Raw genomic sequence first — 17,095 nt, 5'->3', positions numbered from 1 at the left:
GACCCCGACTTGGCCGGTGACGGCTACGGCACACCTGCTGATGCCGATCCGGCTCGACCTGTCCGAGTAGCGGGCCCCTGGGCCGGGCGAGCATCCCGCTCCCGGCTCGTTTCAACCGTCACCCGCGCTGAGAGGAACTCGAGGAACGCCGCCAACTGCACCTGGCCCGCCTGATCTGGCCAGAGGCAGCGACCGCGCGGCTCGTGGCCCCGACGGATCCGCGGTCGCTTCAATCCAGGACCGCGGCGAGCTCCGGGAGGTAGTCCGCGAGGAAGCCCAGGTTGGTGGCCCGGCTGAACTCCGGGTGGTCCCGGTGGTCGGGCAGACGGGCCAGCTCCCTGCGGCCGAAGTACCCGTCGGGGCCGGCACCGCCGGGGCGGGCCGGTTCGCCGTTCCAGGCGGGGTCGGCTGCCACCAGGGGCAGACAACGCTCGAAGAGCCGGTGGCAGACCCGCAGTCCGCGGCGCAGAACCATGTGGAACGGCTCGTCGGGCCCGATCGGAAAGCGATCGGCGGCCAGGATGGGGCCGGTGTCGATTCCGTCGTCCACCTGGTGGAGGGTCGCGGCGAACTCCCGCTCGCCACGCAACATCGCGTAGACCAGGGCCACTTCCGGCAGCCCCCGGTAGGCGGGCAGCGGACCGTGGTGGACGTTGAGGACGCGAAGCCCGCGGGACAGCACCGGCGCACGGAAGATCATCCGGTTGTTCAGCGACCAGACGACGCCGTCCGTGCTGGCGGCGACCAGTTCGGCCGCCACGGAGTTGACGTCCGCGACGGCGCGGAAGGGAACATCGGGCCGAGTGGTGTTCACAGCGGGGGGAGGCCCGCAGACCAGGTCCACCGGCAGGTCGCTGTCGAGGGTGTGCTGAACGGCGCGCCACAGGAGAGCGCCCTCTCCGACGAAGATCACGACCCGCTCCGCAGCGCCTCGACGGCTTCGACGACCCGGCCGAGCGTCAGCCTCTCGCTCAGGGAGCCGAGTTGGGTCAGGAACCGCTGCTCCGCGTCCCTGCCCAGCACCTCCTCGCCCAGCGCGGCCAGCATCTCCAGGACGGCGAGCGAATCGCCGCCCAGAGCATGGAAGTCGGACGAGGCATCGAGGTCCTTGGCGTCGCAGCGCAGGACACGGGCCCAGATCCCGGCCGTCACCGAGGCCACACCGGGTCCCGGATCGTCCGCCGCCCCCGCGGGACGCGGTCCGATGGCGGGGCCCGGGAGGTCGCTCGCCCCCACGAGAGCGGGCGCCCCGTCGAAGGGATTCGGCAGCGCGTTGCGGTCGGTCTTGCCGCTGGCTGTCTCCGGCAGCCCGGTGACCGCACACATCACCGTGGGAACCAGGTGGGACGGCAGCGAGCGCTCGAGATCCGCACGTACGGCCGCCCCGTCGAAGGCGGCTGCGCTGCGGGCCGGCACCACGAAAGCGCACAGCGCCTGCGCGCCGGTGTCGTTCCTGCGGCGGGCGACCACCGCGGCCTGCGCGATGTCCGGCAGAGCGGTGAGCGCGGCCTCGACCTCGCCCGGCTCGACACGGTGACCTCGGATCTTCACCTGTGAGTCGATCCGGCCGACGTACTCCAGTTGTCCGTCGGGCAGGCGGAGCACCAGATCACCCGTGCGGTAGGCGCGTCGGCCGTCCGGGAGGTAGACGAAACGGTCGGCCGTCAGGTCGGGGCGGCCGAGGTAGCCCCGGGCCAGCTGGACGCCGGTCACATGGAGTTCGCCCGGCTCCCCGTCCGGGACTTCGCTTCCCCGCTCGTCGAGTACGGCCACGGACGTGCGGTGCACCGGCACTCCGATCGGTGCGGACGGGCGTCCGGTCACGTCGTCGACCACGGCGACGGTGCAGGCCACCGTGGCCTCGGTGGGGCCGTAGATGTTCACGAAGAGACAGTCGGGTCCGAACGACGCGCGTGCCCGGCTGCTGCCGGCCGTGGTGAGATTCTCGCCGCCGGACTGGAGGGCGCGGATGCCCATAGCGCGGATTCCGAGTCGCCGGGCGAGAGCGAGGTGGGTCGGCGTCAGCCCGAGGGTGTTGGCCAGCCGTCCGGAGAACATCTCGCGCAGCTTGACGTGGTCGAGTTCGCCCGGCACTGGCACGACGGCACCGCCGTGCACCAGGGGCGGGAAGATCTGCATGATCGAGAGGTCGAATCCGGGGGAGAAGGAGTACGCGGCCCGGGTCTCCTCGTCGCAGCGCATGAAGGGGGCGATCCACCCGACGACGTTGGTCAGGCTGCGGTGCTCGATCTGTACGCCCTTCGGCCTGCCCGTGGAGCCCGACGTGTAGATGACGTACGCCAGATCGTCGGGGCCGGGAGCGGCGGCGGTGAGGGCCGCGCGACCCCGCTCGTCGACGGTCGCTCCGTCGCCCGCGACGTCCTCGAGGAGGATCGTCGTGCATCCGCTGCCCTGAGCCCGGTCGCACCAGGACTTCTCCGCGAGACAGATGCCGGCCCCCGCGTCGTGCAGCAGTTCCTCGACCCGTCGCGCCGGATTGCGCACGTCGACGGGCAGGAAGGCCGCGCCCGCCTTCAGGACGCCCCAGACTCCGGCCAGGCCGGCTGCCGAACGGTCCGCCAGGACGGCGACGACCTCGCCGCGCCGGACGCCGAGGGTGAGCAGTTCGGCCGCGACGGCGTCGGAGCGACGGTCCAGTTCCGCGTACGACCACCGCAGGTCGTCGCCGAGCACGGCGGGTGCGTCCGGCCGGCGGGCGGCCTGCGCCCGGAACAGCTGAACCACCGAGTGCTCCAGCGAAGGAAGTCCGCCGGGGCCGGGCGAGAGCAGCAGCTTTGCGGCAGCGGGCTTCCGCGGCGGTGCCGGGGGCGGCGTGCCCGAGGCCGTCGCGTCCGCGCCGAGCGCGGAGTCGATGCGGTCCAGCAGGGCCTCGCAGCGCTCGCCGACGTCCGCGGCTCCACGGGCGGAGACCACGAGCTCGACGTGCTCGGGCAGTTCCAGCAGCGCGATGTTGACCGGTACCAGGGGAGCGTGCACCGGCAGGGCGTAGACGGTCGTTGCGGTGAACTCCCCGGCGCTGAAGTCGGCCGGCGCAAGCCGGCCGACGTTCGACACGATGGCGGACGCCAGGTACCGGTGCCGTGCCGAGGCGACGGCCCGTGACGCGCCCACCAAGGCCGCAGCCGCCCGAAGCGGAAGGCGGGCCAGGGCCGCCTCCGTGCCGGCGGCCAGTTCCCGCCGGGAGGCCAGCGCGCCCAGCAACCGCCGGTGGACGGCGTCCGCGCCCTGACCGGACGGGACGTCGAGGAACACCGGCAGGGCCAGATTGGCCGTCGACGACACACCGGGGGCGTGACGTCGCAGGTCCACGGGGACCATGATCCGGGCCCCCGGACCGGGTACGCCCTCCGCGACCGCTGCCGCCACCTTGGCGGCCAGCGCCGCGTGGCGGCCGGCCACCGTACGCCGCCGCCACACCGAACCGCTGCCCGGCCGGCCGCCGAGCGGTGAGCGCTGGTCGAGCCCGAGCGGGGGCCGCTGCCCGGTCCTGCCCACCGCGTCCAGCAGCGTGTAGTCGGCCAGCGAGTCCGTGGCGCCCCGCGGGGGTTCACCGCGCAGGGCCCGGAACACCTCCGCGGCCCACAGCGACACGCCCTTGAGGTCCATCACGGAGTGGGACGCCCTGAAGACCACGGTGGCGGGTTCGCCGGTGAGCAGCAGCACTTCGCAGCCCGGGCGGTCCTCCGCGTGGGCGAGCGGGGCGTTGAGTTCCGGTGGTCCCGTGAGCGCCGTGCGGTCGAACGGCGTTCCTTCGACGACCACGACCCGTGCCGGACGTCCGCTGTCGACCCACGTCCTGCCGCGGCGCACCAGCCGCGAGCCGGGGCAGGACGCCGAGGCCTCGGCCACGGCACGGCTCAGGGCCAGGGCGTCGATCGGCCCGGTACCCTCGACCACCAGCTGGAGCACCAGCAGTTCGCCCAGCCGGGCGGCGGCAAGATAGGACCACTCGGTGGGGGAGACGGACCGGCGGAAGTCCGCCCGGCCGCGGGACCCGGTACCGGCACCGCCGCCCACGGCGGCGTGCTGCGCGCTCATGACTACTGCACCCTTCTGATGTACTCGTTGACGCCGCCGATGCTGTCGATCCAGGCCTCGAGCCGTGCCATCCCCGCCTCGTGGGCGACCGGCGGCGGGGCCAGGTCCCGCCGTGCGGCCGAGGTGTCGTACGTCGCCGAACGCGTCAGCAGGGCCAGCGTGTACCGGGAGAGCGGCGGGGAGGAGCGCCTGGCCAGCGGCGGCAGCTTCCAGACCGTGTCCGCCGTGAAGGCGAGTGCCCGCAGCAGACCGTGGGAGACCTGCCGGGTGGGGGGTCTGCCGCCGAACCGTCCGGCGAGGACGGCGAGCATGCTCCACACCTCCACCGGCTTGCGGTCGGCGATGAAGTACGCCCGGCCGCCGACCCCGTCGGCACGTGCCGCCTTCACACAGGCATCGGCGGCGTTCTCGCAGTAGCACAGCGAGGCGTACACCGGCCTGCCACCGGAGAGGTCGGGCAGACTTCCCGTCATCATCTTCGCGATCAGCCGCGGCATGAAACCGGAGTGGTCACGCGGCCCCCACACGGCCCGCGGGCGCAGTGCGACGGTGGTGAACTCCCCGCTGTCCGCGGCCAGGACGAGACGCTCCGCTTCGGCCTTGGTCTCCGAGTAGAGATTGAGGTGCCGCGCGGGGTACGGCTCGCTCTCGTCGATGTCGAGCCGGTCACCCCCGCGAACGCCCATCAGCGCGCTGGGGCTGCTGATGAACACGAAGCGCCGTGCCCCGGCCCGCCGGGCCGCCGTCATCAGACGCTCGGTGCCCGCGACGTTCTCGTCCCGGAACTGGGCCCGGGTGCCTCGGTCGGTGACCCGGGCCGCGCTGTGGTGCACGACGTCGATGCCGTCCGTCGCTCTGCGCAGGGACGCGGCGTCACGCAGATCTCCGTACGCGAACTCGACCCCGGCGACGGTGCGCAGATGGCTGAGGTCGCTCTCCTCGCGGACGAGGACCCGCACCTCGTCGCCCGCGCGCAGACAGGCATCGACGATGTGGCTGCCCAGGAACCCGGACGCGCCCGTCACCAGTACCTTCACGCGGCCGCCCCCTTCGGCCTGCCGCCGCGCCGGCGCCACCAGGTCGCACCGAACAGCATGGTGAGCGCGGCCGTGGCCCACGGCCTTCGCCCGGTGGCGAGTTCCTGCTCCACGCGCAGGGCGGACGGTATCTGGAGCGCATGGACCACGACGCTCAGGAAGGCGTCGATCCACCACAGGGCGGTCAGCGCCACGTGGTCCCAGGGCAGCAGCGGCCAGGCCGGCAGATAGGCCCAGCCGAGCAGCGGGACGGTGCGCAGCGCCAGGTCCGCGGCGGTCGGGCGGCGACTGCCGGTGAGCCGGTCCTCGGCCCAGCCTGCCAGCAGCTCCCGGCGGATCTTGGCGTTGTGGCGGATGTCCACGGGGAAGGCGGGGTGCGGCAGGAAGTCCTCGATTCCCTTGGTCACCGGGTTGTCGGCGCCCAGAGCGCGCAACTCGCCCTCGATCCGCGGCCAGTGTGCCGGACCTGTGCCCGGTTCGAGCTCCACGCACAGCACGGGTCGCTGCTCGCCGTGCGGGCCGAAGCCGACCAGTGCCGTGCGCTTGACCTGCGGGTGGACGTTGAAGACGCCCTCGCAGCGCACGGTGTGCAGGTCGCCGTTCGCCGTGCGGACACGGTGGCTCTTGCGTCCGCAGAACCAGATGCGGCCCTCGCCGTCGATCCATCCGATGTCACCGGTGCGGTGCCAGCGACGCCCGCCGTCCTGGATCTTGTGCTCCGCATCGGCCCCGGGAGAGCGGAAGTAGCGCGGGCTGACCGCCCGGCCGCTGACCACGATCTCGCCCATCTCACCCTCCCCGACCGGCAGTTCGGGCGTCCAGAAGGGAACCGGCCCGTCGCTGACCTCGATGGTGCGGACCGTTGTGCCGGGCGCGGGCCGCCCCACACAGACACCGAGGGCGGAGGCGGGGCCGTCGGCGGGTCCGGCCAGTGCCTCCCTGCTCTCGACCAGCGCCATCGGCAGTGCCTCGGTCGACCCGTAGGTGCTGAACACGCGTGCCTCGTCCGGCAGTACGGCACGCAGCGCGCTCATCAGTCCAGGGCTCACCGGGGCCCCACCGGAGACGATCAGTCGCAGTGACGGCACTTGGGCGCCGGTTTTCGCCAGATGGGCGGAGAGCGGTCCCAGCAGGGCGGGCGAGGCGAACATGGCGTTCACACCGAAGCGCCGGATCGCGTCGGTGAGCAGCGCCGGGTCGGCGGCGCCGACCCGGCCCATGTTCATCCTCGGCACCACCACCGTGCGCCCCGCCGCGAGGTCGAACACACCCATCAGCGGCACGGTGACCAGGGTGCTGGTCATGTCGGCGGTGAAGTGGCCGGCTTCGACGCCGTCGGCCATCCCCCGCAGCATGCCGACGGTGATCTCGACCGGCTTGGCCGGACCCGTACTGCCGGTGGTGTAGCCGATCAGCGCGACGTCGTCCGGCCCGGACGCCTGCGGAGGCAGCTGCGGCCGGTCCGCACCGAGGGCGGACAGCTCCTCGAGTCCGGTGCCGTTCCCCCGGGGCAGCGTGATCACGCTCCTCACTCCGGCGAAGGCACGCGGCCGAAGACGCCGGAGCAGGTGCGCGGACGGTACGCCGATGAAGGCCTGGACCCCGACCCGGCGGATGCAGTCCAGCATGCGGCCCAGCCCCATGCCGGGGTCGACCACCACGGGCACCGCGCCCGTGTGCATCAGGGCGAAGACCAGGATGAGCAGGTCGGCGCCGGGAGTCACCAGCAGGGCGGTCCGGGTGCCGCGGCCGATGCCACGAGCCCTGAGACCGGCGGCGCATGCGGTGACCCGGGTGGCGAAGTCGCCGTAGCCGATCGACGTGTAGGCGGGTGGCCCCGACGAGTCCTGCCTCCTGGCCGGATGGACGACGGCTGCCCTGTCGGGGGTACGGGTGGCGTGCCGGGCGAGCAGTTCGGCCAGGGACGCGTGCCGGCTCGGCCCGGTCATGGTGCCGGACATCAGCGGACGGCTCCCTCGGGGTCGCCGGTCAGACGGTAGAGGGACGTCGCCGAGCTCAGGCCCGCGCCGACGGCGAGGAAGAGGATCCGGTCGTGGCCCGCGAGCCTTCCCGAGTCCCGGGCCTGCGTGAAGCCGTAGGTGAGTGCGGAGGTGTGCGGGTCGCCCTTGAGCCCTTCGACGGTCACCGCGGCATCCGCTGCCAGGCCCAGGCGCTTGGACAGGCGGGAGGCGAAGTCGTGCGACGGCTGAGAGGTGATCAGCAGGGTGCGGTCCAGGGCGGTCGGTGCCTGGGCCGCTTCCGCTCCGTACTCGGCTGCCAGCGCGTCGCGCACGGAGTCGACGGCGAGATCGAGCATCCGCTCCACCACGCCGCTGTCGCGGTCCACGGCTATGGTGTTGCGGCCTTCGGAGCCCGCCTCGTACAGCGGCAGATATCCGTTGACGCCGTGGCCGCCCGGCAGCGAACGGTGGTGCACTCGTCCGAAGCCGCGGGCGTCGTCGCTGCGTTCCAGCAGCAGTGCCGCGCCGGTGCTCGCATACGGGAACGCGGCCGTGCCCGCTCTGGCCGGGTCCATCGAGGGGTGGGTGTCGGCCGAGACCACCAGCACGCGGCGGGCGCTGCCGGCCACCAGCAGCGAACCCCCGGCCTGGACGGCGTTGAGCACGCCGCAGGCACCGTTCATCAGGTCGAACGAGAACGCGGCATGCCTGTCGGTGGCGTGCAGGTAGTCCAGGTTGATGCCGATGCGCTTCTGGATGAGCGCGGCGACGGACGGCTCGGAGACGTTGGAGTCGCGGTAGACGCCGACGTTGATCAGCACGTCGACGTCCGCGGGGGTGAGACCCGCTCGACGCAGACACGCACTTCCGGCGGAGGCCGCGTAACCGATCGCGCTGCCGGTCTCGTCGGCGGGGCTCAGTGCCGTCGAGGTGATGACCGTGGCCACTGTCACACCTCCAGGGAGGAGACGGTCGCGGACAGGAACCCGGTCACCACGCCCGAGGCGGCGGGCACCATGAGGATCTTCGAGCCCCTGGGTATGCGGCGCTCCATGAGTGCCTGGTGCAGGACCAGATAGTGGGAGGTGGTCGCGGTGTTGGCGAACTGCTCCACGACCGAGAGGGACTCGGGCATCGGTGTCCCGAAAGTGCTCTCGCCCACGTGGTTCATGTAGTCGATGAAGCGGCTGCCGACCTGGTGCTGGACCACGAAGTCGTACCCCTCGTCGGCGAACCGGCGGCCGTCGTCGGCGAGTCTGTCGCGGTGGAAGGCCGGCCACAGCGCGAGACGGTCCTCGGCGTGCATCTCCTTGTTGTTGGTGTACATGGCCAGATCGCCGGTGTCGTCGCTGGGCATGCCCAGGCACAGGTGCGAGTACTCCGAGCAGGTCATCAGTTCGATGTCGTGGATGACGTCGGCGTCGTCGGTGGCGCGGTCGACGAGGACGGCGACGGCGGAGTCACCGACGGACAGGGAGGCGAACTGAGGGTCCCGGCTGTCCTCCATCTCGCGGGCGGCGGTGAAGGCGATCGGGGTGATGTGCTCTCCGCTGAGCACCAGACCGCTGCGCACCTCACCCGAGCGGATCATGCGGTCCAGTAGATAGACACCGGTCATCATGCCTGCGCAGGCGTTGGACACATCGAAGTGAATCGCCCTGTCCGCGCCGATTTCCCCGGCGATGCGACGGGCGAACGACGGCTCGAACTGGTGGCGGCGGCCGTCCGTCGTACGGCTGATGGAGCAGGAGATCACGATGTCGATCTCGTCGGCGGCGTAGCGCGAGCGGCCAAGGCACTCACGAGCCGCCGACACGGCCATGGTGAGGCAGTCCTCTGGCCTGTCGCCGGTGTCGTCCGCGACCCGGCGCTCGGCCATTCCGGTAATTTTGAAGAGGTCGAATTCAGGTGCCTTCTCCATGCGGGCCAGGAGTTCCGGAGTGCTCATCGAAGCCGATGGCAGATAGGCCCCGATGGACGCTAAGCGACTGTTGTACACAAACCTCTCCCGGTGGTTTCTCGTTCACGCGGCGCGGCGTCGCGGTGAATGATGAACAGACGTCAGGAAACCATGGTCCGCGTCATGTTCTCGTGCGGTGAAGCCATCGATAAATTCTGGTTTCACCGTCGGCGGGACGTGGTCCGGCGACAGGGAAATCCCGGACATCGGTGCGCTGCACACCGACGTTATCGCACCGGTCCGGGCGGTCTCACGCCGCAGGCCTGTGACGATCACCACTCGCCGTTGGCGGAGGGTCGCTGTGCGTGATGGCGGAAAATCGGCGGCCGCTTATGACGGCACGATGACGAAGGATATCCGGAGTGAATGATTCCGTAGAATGCGGAGACTTCTCCCGGGGTGCTGCGGGCCGTTGGCCCGAACGGTGCCGAGTCGGAATGCCGTCTCACCGTTTCCGTCGGGCCGGCGGCGCGGGAAGAACGGCATCGTGGGCCGATTGTTCACAATCGGCCCACGAGTCTGGCTGGATTTCGACCGGGTCGGGGGCCTGCGTCACGACCTGCTTCGGCCGGGGACGAGACGTCCGTGGGCGAGGCGGAGCAGCCCCGGCCGGCGCAGCCCGGGCGGAAGGGGCAGTCGTCCCCGCATCAGGCGGGTCGCGGCGGTGGCGTAGGCGACGCCGAACAGCAGCGAGGCGAGGAACGCCAGATGCCTGGAGAAGTCGTCGATGAGCGGGTAGATCTGCCAGTGGGTCAGATAGATGTACATCGAGCCGGTCGCCAGCAGACCGGCGATCTGGTTCACGCGCTCGCGGCCGGGAAGGGTGCGCACCCAGACGAGCAGTGCGAAACCGGCGATGACGAAGGCCTCGCGGAGCGGCTCGTCGGGAAAGAAGCCGGGCACGGTGGCCAGCACCGTGAAGGTGACGAGCAACCGGTGGGCGACCGTACGGGCCTTGGCCGCCGCCCAGCCCAGCGTGAACAGCCAGAAGACCGTCACTGCGTCCGTCATGTGTGAGCGGTCGGGCAGGCCGACGAGGTCGTAGCGTGTGAGGAGGCCGAGAGCCGCGAGCGTCAGGGGCAGGCCGTAGGGGAAACGCCGCTCCGTGCGGTCCACCACCGGCAGGGCGAGAAGGGCGACGGCGGCGATCAGGATGTAGACGAGGGCCTCGATGAACCAGAGGTGGATTCCCGGTCCGGTGTCCTGCGGGTCGAGGACGTTGTGCAGCAGGAGGAGGTTGGTGAGGGTGTAGTGGTCGGTGACGAGGAGGGCGAAGCCGATCCAGACCATGCTGGGCAGCGCGACGCGGGCGATGCTCGTCCGGATGTGGCGGATGCGGTCACGTCGTTCGGCGGTGGTGAGGTGGAATCGCGCGAAGTTGTACCCCGCGACGGCGAGCAGCAGGTGCGCTCCGCCCTTGATGTTGAAGACGGGGATGTGCGAGCCGACGATGCAGAGGATCGCCACGGCTCGCAGGGCGACACCGGTCTCCAGGGCGCGTACGCGTGAAGGGCGTTTCCGGCTCGGCGGCTCGAGGTCGCGGATCGGCGTCACATGCCAGTCGGAAGGCAGGTGCCCGAGCCGCTCTTCGAGGCTGATGGACATCTCGACGTACGACAGCGAGTCACCCCCGAGCCCGACGAAGGTGCTGTGTTCCGTCACGTCGGAGCGGTCGAGAACCCGTGCGTAGAGCGCGCACAGGTCCTCGGTGCTGCCCCTGCCCGCGGCGGGTTCCGCGCCGGGGAGGGTGTCGTCGGCCGGGCGGGTGAGCTCACGCACGGCCCGGTGGTCGGGCTTGCCCGTGGGCAGGCGCGGGAGGTCTGCCACGAGGTGGACGCGGACCGCGCGCGCCGGCAGGCCGCACTCGTCCGCGACGAGTCTTCGTATCCGCCGTCCGTCGGAGTCGCTCGCACCGACGGCGACGACACCGAGCGCCTCGTCGTCGCCCGCGCAGAGCGCGGTGACGCCGTGCCCTTCGAGCATCGCCTCGATCTGCTGCGGGTCGATGCGCAGGCCGAGGATCTTTACGAACCGGCTGCGCCGGCCCACGATTTCGTACAGGCCCTCGGGGGTGCGCCGCGCGATGTCGCCGGTGCGCAGCTCGTCCACGGTCCTGCCCACGGCGAGGTCGTCCGGGGTGCGGGCGTAGCCGAGCATGACGTTCGGCCCGGTGTACACGAGTTCTCCGGTCTCCGCGGTTTCCCCGGTTGGTCCTTCCCCGCATTCCCGGCCGGTCCGGCCCTCCACGGGCTCGAGCCGGAACGACCCGCCGGGTACCGGCACCCCGATCGCCCCGGGGTGCGCGGCTGCCAGCTCGGGCGGGAGGTAGCCCATCCGGGCGGTCGCCTCGGTCTGGCCGTACATGACGAACAGGTCCCAGCCGCGGCGCGCTCCGAGCTCGGCGTAATGCGCTACTCGGTCGGGCGCCAGCCGGCCGCCGGCCTGGGTCACGTACCGCAGATGGGGGAGGTCCATGTCGGCGAAGCCGACCCGGTCGAGCAGGTCGAAGGTGTACGGGACGCCGGCGAAAGAGGAGCCGCGGGTCTCCCGGAAAAGCTCCCAGAAGCAGGAGTCCGCCACCGACAGACCGGTGAGGACGAGGCCCGCTCCGCGCAGCAGATGGCTGTGGATGACGGACAGCCCGTAGCAGTAGTGCATGGGCAGGGTCGTCGCGGCGCGATCGGTGTCCTGGATGCCGAGGTAGGTGGCGATCGACTCCGCGTTCGACTGCAGGTTCTCGTGCGAGAGCCGGACCAGCTTCGGCGATCCGGTCGAGCCGGATGTGCTGAGCAGCAGAGCCAGGTCCGGGTGGAGCGCATGGGCGGAGACCGCGCGCCGCTCCTCGAGGACCCACTGCCCCGCTGCCGGGTGCACGACGACATCGGGGTCGTACGCGGCGGTCAGCGACTCGACGGCTCCTGCATGATCACCCGGCACGAGCAGCACGGGATGGCCCGCCGACAGTGCGGCGAGATGGACGACGAGGGCCTCGGCGCTGTTGGCGCCGGGCAGCAGTACGAGCCGTCGCTCGGAGCCGAGGCGCAGGCGGGTCTCCGCCACTCGTGCGGCCAGCTCACGGTAGGAGATCTCACCGTCCGGGGTGATCAGGGCGGGCCGGTCGCCGTGGACGGCGAGGTCGGCGGCGAGGGGGAGCGTCTTACCGCTGGTGGGCGGTGCGAGGTGGAGCGTCACGGGCGCATCGTAGGTAAGGCTTCCCTTATGCGGAAGGGGGCGGGGGCGCCCCCCGCGGGGCGGGGGGTGCGGCCGGATGGGCCGTGTGAACCCCAACTGTCCGGACGCGCCCGAAGGTTGGGGGTGAGTGATCCGGGCGGATCCCGCTCGGTGGGCCTTCTGCGGCCGAGCTGTTATACAGGTCACCCTTGACCGTTAGGCAAGGTTTACCTTATCAATACTCTGTTCACAGGTTCCCCGGCACCGTTTCGCCGCTCACCCATGGCATCGCCCCGTGCGGTGACGGCGGTGGGCACGGCAGGAAGGCATCACCCGCCATGCGCCGCCCCTTGGCCCGCAGCCTCACCGCGCTCGCCGCGGCGACCTTGCTCATCCCCGCTCTCGGGGCCTGCAGCGACGAGCCCGCCGGGCTCGTCATCTACTCGGGCCGGAACGAGAACCTCGTCGGGCCGCTGATCGAGAAGCTGGAGGACTCCCTCAACACCCGGGTCGAGGTCCGCTACGGCGACAGCGCCGAACTCTCCGCCCAGCTCCTGGAAGAGGGTGACGAGACCGAGGCCGGCCTCTTCCTCTCGCAGGACGCGGGGGCCCTCGGGGCGCTGTCCAAGGAGGGCCGCCTCGCGCCACTGCCCAGCAGCACCCTGGACGAGGTGGCACCGTCCCACCGGAGCGCGGCCGGTGACTGGGTCGGCGTCAGCGGACGCGTCCGTGTCCTCGCGTACAACCCCGACAAGGCCGCCACACCTCCGGACTCCGTCCACGACCTGGTCAAGCCCGAGTGGAAGGGCAAGGTCGGATACGCGCCCACGAACGCCTCCTTCCAGGCGTTCGTCACCGGCATGCGCGTCCTGGAGGGCGACGACGCCACGCGTACCTGGCTCAAGGGCCTCAAGGCCAACAAGCCCAAGGCGTACGAGAAGAACGACGAGGTGCTCAGGGCCGTGGACGAAGGCGAGGTCTCACTCGGCCTGCTCAACCACTACTACTGGTTCGCGAAGGCCGCCGAGGAGGGCGAGGACAAGATCAAGGCCAGGATCCACTTCCTGCCCGAGGGCGACCCGGGCGGACTGGTCAACGTGGCCGGGGTGGGCAAGCTGAAGGGCGCCGACAAGAAGCAGAGCGAGTACGCACAGAAGGCCGTCGACTTCCTGCTCTCGGCCGAGTCCCAGAAGCACTTCGCCGACGAGACCAAGGAGTACCCGCTGGCAGCGGGCGTCAAGGCCGCCAACGGGCTCCCGCCGCTGGACTCCCTCCAGCCCCCGAAGATCGACCTCGGCAGGCTCGACTCGCTGAAGGAAACCCTGGCCATGCTCCAGGACGTCGGAATGGTCTGACGGTGCCCACACCGGAAACCCCGGCCGCACAGGACTCCGCGGCACCGTCGCGCGGTCCCGCCCACCCGGCGGGCGCCCCGGCGCCCGCCGGGCGACGGCGTGGACGGCGAAGCGCGGGCGCGCGCCCCTCCCCGGCCCTGTTCGTCCCCGCCTGCGCCGCCGCACTGCTCGCGGTGCTTCCGCTCCTTTATCTCGCCGTACGCGCCCTGGAGCGCGGCCCTGCCCATGCCTGGGACATCGTCGCCGACGAGCGTACGGCCGCACTGCTCGGCCGCAGTCTGGCCCTCACCGCCGCCGTGGTGCCCGCCTGTCTGGTGCTGGGCGTGTCCCTGGCCTGGCTGACCGTCAGAACAGCGCTGCCCGGCGCCCGCGCCTGGTCCGTGCTGGTGACTCTGCCGCTTGCGGTACCGAGTTACGTCGCGGCCTTCGCCTGGCTGTCCGCGGCACCCGGACTCGCGGGATTCACCGGTGCGGCGCTGGCGTTGACCCTGGTGAGCTTCCCTTACGTCTATCTGCCCGTCTCCGCCGCGCTGCGCGGAACCGACCCCGCGCAGGAGGAGGTCTCCCGCTCGCTCGGACACGGCCCGCTGCGCACCTTCTTGCGGGTGACGCTTCCGCAGCTGCGCCCCGCCGCCGCCGGCGGTGGACTGCTGGTGGCTCTGTATGTGCTGTCCGACTTCGGAGCCGTGTCGCTGATGCGGTACGACACCTTCACGCGCGGGATCTACACGTCGTACCGGGCGAGCTTCGACCGCACGCCCGCCGCCGCCCTCAGCGCCGTCCTCGTGATCATGACCGTGGCACTGGTGGCCGCGGAGTCCCGTACCCGGGGCCGCGCCCGGCACTCCCGGACCGGCAGGGGCACGGCACGTCCGGCGGCACCCGCGGTCCTCGGCCGGCTGCGCCTGCCCGCGCTGGCCTGGTGCGGCACGGTCGTCGCCGTCGCCGTCGCCTTCCCGCTCGGCACGCTCGGCTACTGGCTGGCCGTGGGCTCCTCCGCGACCTGGGACCCCACCACGCTCACCGACACCGCGCTCACCACCCTCGGGGTCGCCGCCGCGGGCGCCGCGCTCACGACACTGCTGGCCCTGCCGGTCGGCGTGATCGCCGCGCGCCACCGGGGCCGGGCAGCGCATCTGCTGGAGCAGGCCGCATACGCGGGGCACGCACTGCCCGGCATCACCGTCGCCCTCTCCCTGGTGTTCTTCGCGGTCCGCTACGCCCGTCCGCTCTACCAGGAACTGCCGCTCCTGGTCTGCGCCTACGCCGTGCTGTTCCTGCCGGTCGCGGTGGCCGCCACCCGGGCGGCCGTCGTCCAGGCCCCGCCCGTGCTGGAGGACGTCGCCCGTTCGCTGGGCCGCTCACCGCTCGGGGCCCTGCGCGAGGTGACCGTGCCGCTCGCCGCCCCCGGGATCGCCGCCGGGGCCGCCCTGACCTTCGTGGTCTGCATGAAGGAACTCCCCGCGACCCTGCTGCTGCGCCCCACCGGCATGGACACCCTGGCGACCCGTCTCTGGACGGAGACGGGCGCCGGATCCTTCGCCGCCGCGGCCCCCTACGCCGCCGCGCTGATCCTTCTGGCCGCCGTCCCGTCCTACCTGCTCGGAAGGCACAGAACATGACCGACCTTCAGATCACGGCAGTGCGCAAGGCGTACGGCGCTGGCACCACGGTGCTCGACGGACTCCACCTCACCGTCCCCGGCGGCTCCCTGGCCGCCGTCCTCGGCCCCTCGGGGTGCGGCAAGACGACCTTGCTGCGTATCGTGGCGGGCTTCCTGCGCGCCGACGCGGGCAGCGTCACGCTCGGTGGCCGAACTCTGACGGCCCCCGGTGTGCATCTGCCGCCCGAGCGCCGCCGAATCGGCATCGTTCCCCAGGAAGGTGCCCTGTTCCCGCATCTCAGCGTGGCACGCAACGTCGCGTTCGGCCTGACCGGCCTCGACCGCGCCGCGCGCCGCAGGCGTGCCGACGAGATGCTGGACCTCGTCGGGCTGAGCGGCTACGGCAACCGTATGCCGCACGAGCTCTCCGGTGGCCAGCAACAGCGTGTCGCCCTGGCGCGCGCCCTGGCCCCCGAACCCCAACTGGTGCTCCTCGACGAGCCTTTCAACGCCTTGGACAGCGCCCTGAGGGCGGGGGTGCGGGCCGATGTACGCGCCGCCCTCCAGGCCACCGGCGCCACAGCCGTCCTGGTCACCCACGACCAGCAGGAGGCCCTGTCCACGGCGGATCTGGTCGCGGTCGTCCGGAACGGCCGCGTCGCTCAGTGCGCCGCCCCCCAGGACGTCTACCACCGCCCCGCCGACCCGTGGGTTGCCGCCTTCGTCGGCGACGCCGTCATCGTCTCCGGCACCGCGGCAAAGGACGAGGCGACGACACCCCTGGGACGCGTCGCGCTCGCCGCCCCGCCGAGCGGACTGCGCGAGGGCCTGGTGCTCCTCCGTCCCGAACAGCTCAGGCTGACCGACGCCGCGGCGGACGCCCGTGGCACGGTCACCGATGTCCGCTTCTACGGCCACGACGCCATGGTCACGGTCGCCGTCGACGGCATGGACGCGCCGGTCGACGTCCGGGTGCCGGGCCCGGCACCCGTGCGCCCCGGCGGACGAACCGGGGTCCGGGTGACGGGGGAGGGCACGCTGCACCCCGTACCACACGTGCGGCATTGAAGGCCGGTAGGCCGTCGTTGCGGTCGCCGGGCGGCGGCTCGGGAGCGGTGGCCGCGGCTGTCGGTGCGCGTCTGGCGGCCTTGCGCCGCCACGCCCCCTGTTCACCGCGGTCACGCCGCCGAGCCGTGCGGCCCGCCGTACGGCTGTGGCCGCAGGCTTGCCTGGCGCGGACGCCGGCCGTGTATCGGCACTGCTGCGGCCGTGGGCCGACCGGCGCCCGTTCTGTGTCTTCCGTCAATCCGCCGCGTTGTGCCGGCGACGCGGCCCGTCGGCCGGCAGGTGGGTGCGGGCCGGGGCCTGCCGCCGCACTACTCGGTCGCGTGCCACCAGGGGGAGCCGGCGGTGAACCGCTTGTTGGCGCTGTTGCGCGACAGGGAGTACCCGTACGTGCCGGTCGAGGAGTAGCCCTGGAGGGCGAAGCCGTCCATGTTCCAGTTGTCGGCGGTCTCGTGCCACTCGGGGTGCGACGCCATCCGGACCGACACCCCGGTGATGGTGCAGGAGTTCACCGCCCAGTTGGGGTTCTGGAACGTGACCAGGCGCGAGGTGCTCGTGTGGTCGGCGAACCGACCCCACACGTGCTGCAGCTCCATGGTTCCGCTGGTGGTTCTGAGCCACACGATGACCTCGGAGTTGCCTCGCAGGTCGTCGCCGCCGGTTCTGAACTCCAGGTTGAACGAACGCAGGGAGGTGCAGGGCCCGATAGGCCCGGCACTAGCCGGTGCGGCGGTGACGCCCATGCCGACCGCGGCGAGCACGGTCGCCGTGGCGAGTACGGAGAGTCGTTTCAGGGAGATGTCGGGTCGGCCACGCACGATGGCTTGCCTTCCTGGTCGATGGCGATGGACCGCGCCGCGCACCATCGGCGGCGCACAACGAGA

At 71.7% G+C, this 17,095-nt stretch carries 11 protein-coding genes; 3 read left to right on the top strand and 8 right to left on the bottom strand.

Annotation, left to right across the window (positions count from 1 at the left end; all coding sequences use genetic code 11):
• Nucleotides 1–229 precede the first annotated feature (229 nt).
• The 7 genes from BLT82_RS24565 to BLT82_RS24535 form a co-directional block, all read right to left on the bottom strand.
• The gene (locus BLT82_RS24565) at nucleotides 230–913 is read right to left on the bottom strand and encodes a formyltransferase family protein (protein WP_093658476.1); all 684 of its coding nucleotides are present in this window, start codon (nucleotides 911–913) and stop codon (nucleotides 230–232) included.
• Entirely contained in the window at nucleotides 910–4,059 is a 3,150-nt protein-coding gene (locus BLT82_RS24560; RefSeq protein ID WP_093658474.1) for a non-ribosomal peptide synthetase, read from the bottom strand. The genes BLT82_RS24565 and BLT82_RS24560 overlap by 4 nt, the downstream gene beginning before the upstream one ends.
• A 2-nt stretch (nucleotides 4,060–4,061) precedes the next feature.
• The gene (locus BLT82_RS24555) at nucleotides 4,062–5,096 is read right to left on the bottom strand and encodes an NAD-dependent epimerase/dehydratase family protein (RefSeq protein WP_244292115.1); all 1,035 of its coding nucleotides are present in this window, start codon (nucleotides 5,094–5,096) and stop codon (nucleotides 4,062–4,064) included.
• Nucleotides 5,093–7,057: a fatty acid CoA ligase family protein gene (locus BLT82_RS24550; RefSeq protein WP_093658470.1), complete on the bottom strand. Its 1,965-nt coding sequence runs from the start codon at nucleotides 7,055–7,057 to the stop codon at nucleotides 5,093–5,095. The genes BLT82_RS24555 and BLT82_RS24550 overlap by 4 nt, the downstream gene beginning before the upstream one ends.
• Nucleotides 7,057–8,004: a beta-ketoacyl-[acyl-carrier-protein] synthase family protein gene (locus tag BLT82_RS24545; protein WP_244292114.1), complete on the bottom strand. Its 948-nt coding sequence runs from the start codon at nucleotides 8,002–8,004 to the stop codon at nucleotides 7,057–7,059. Before BLT82_RS24545 ends, BLT82_RS24550 begins: the two co-directional genes overlap by 1 nt.
• A 2-nt stretch (nucleotides 8,005–8,006) precedes the next feature.
• A complete protein-coding gene (locus BLT82_RS24540) occupies nucleotides 8,007–9,005 on the bottom strand; it encodes a 3-oxoacyl-ACP synthase III family protein (RefSeq protein ID WP_244292113.1) in 999 nt (332 codons plus the stop codon).
• 564 nt (nucleotides 9,006–9,569) lie between these two features.
• A complete protein-coding gene (locus tag BLT82_RS24535; RefSeq protein WP_093658464.1) occupies nucleotides 9,570–12,209 on the bottom strand; it encodes an AMP-binding protein in 2,640 nt (879 codons plus the stop codon).
• Nucleotides 12,210–12,526: 317 nt separating this feature from the next.
• On the opposite strand from BLT82_RS24535, the gene BLT82_RS24530 reads away from it, so the two are divergent.
• Genes BLT82_RS24530 through BLT82_RS24520 form a run of 3 tightly spaced genes read left to right on the top strand, consistent with a single transcriptional unit; the run spans nucleotide 12,527 to nucleotide 16,214 of the window.
• Nucleotides 12,527–13,543, top strand: coding sequence for an iron ABC transporter substrate-binding protein (locus BLT82_RS24530; RefSeq protein ID WP_093658462.1), 1,017 nt, complete (start codon nucleotides 12,527–12,529; stop codon nucleotides 13,541–13,543).
• A 2-nt stretch (nucleotides 13,544–13,545) separates the two neighbouring features.
• Nucleotides 13,546–15,165: an ABC transporter permease gene (locus BLT82_RS24525; RefSeq protein ID WP_244292112.1), complete on the top strand. Its 1,620-nt coding sequence runs from the start codon at nucleotides 13,546–13,548 to the stop codon at nucleotides 15,163–15,165.
• Nucleotides 15,162–16,214 (top strand): ABC transporter ATP-binding protein, encoded by a 1,053-nt coding sequence (locus tag BLT82_RS24520; RefSeq protein ID WP_093658460.1) that lies wholly within the window; start codon nucleotides 15,162–15,164, stop codon nucleotides 16,212–16,214. Before BLT82_RS24525 ends, BLT82_RS24520 begins: the two co-directional genes overlap by 4 nt.
• A gap of 308 nt (nucleotides 16,215–16,522) precedes the next feature.
• On the opposite strand, the gene BLT82_RS24515 is transcribed toward BLT82_RS24520, so the two are convergent.
• A complete protein-coding gene (locus BLT82_RS24515; RefSeq protein WP_093658458.1) occupies nucleotides 16,523–17,029 on the bottom strand; it encodes a hypothetical protein in 507 nt (168 codons plus the stop codon).
• Nucleotides 17,030–17,095 lie beyond the last annotated feature (66 nt).

The sequence above is a fragment of the Streptomyces wuyuanensis genome (assembly GCF_900103455.1).
Classification (GTDB): domain Bacteria; phylum Actinomycetota; class Actinomycetes; order Streptomycetales; family Streptomycetaceae; genus Streptomyces; species Streptomyces wuyuanensis.
Note: the sequence above shows the minus strand (reverse complement) of the source record. Positions and strands in the feature narration are given on the sequence as shown.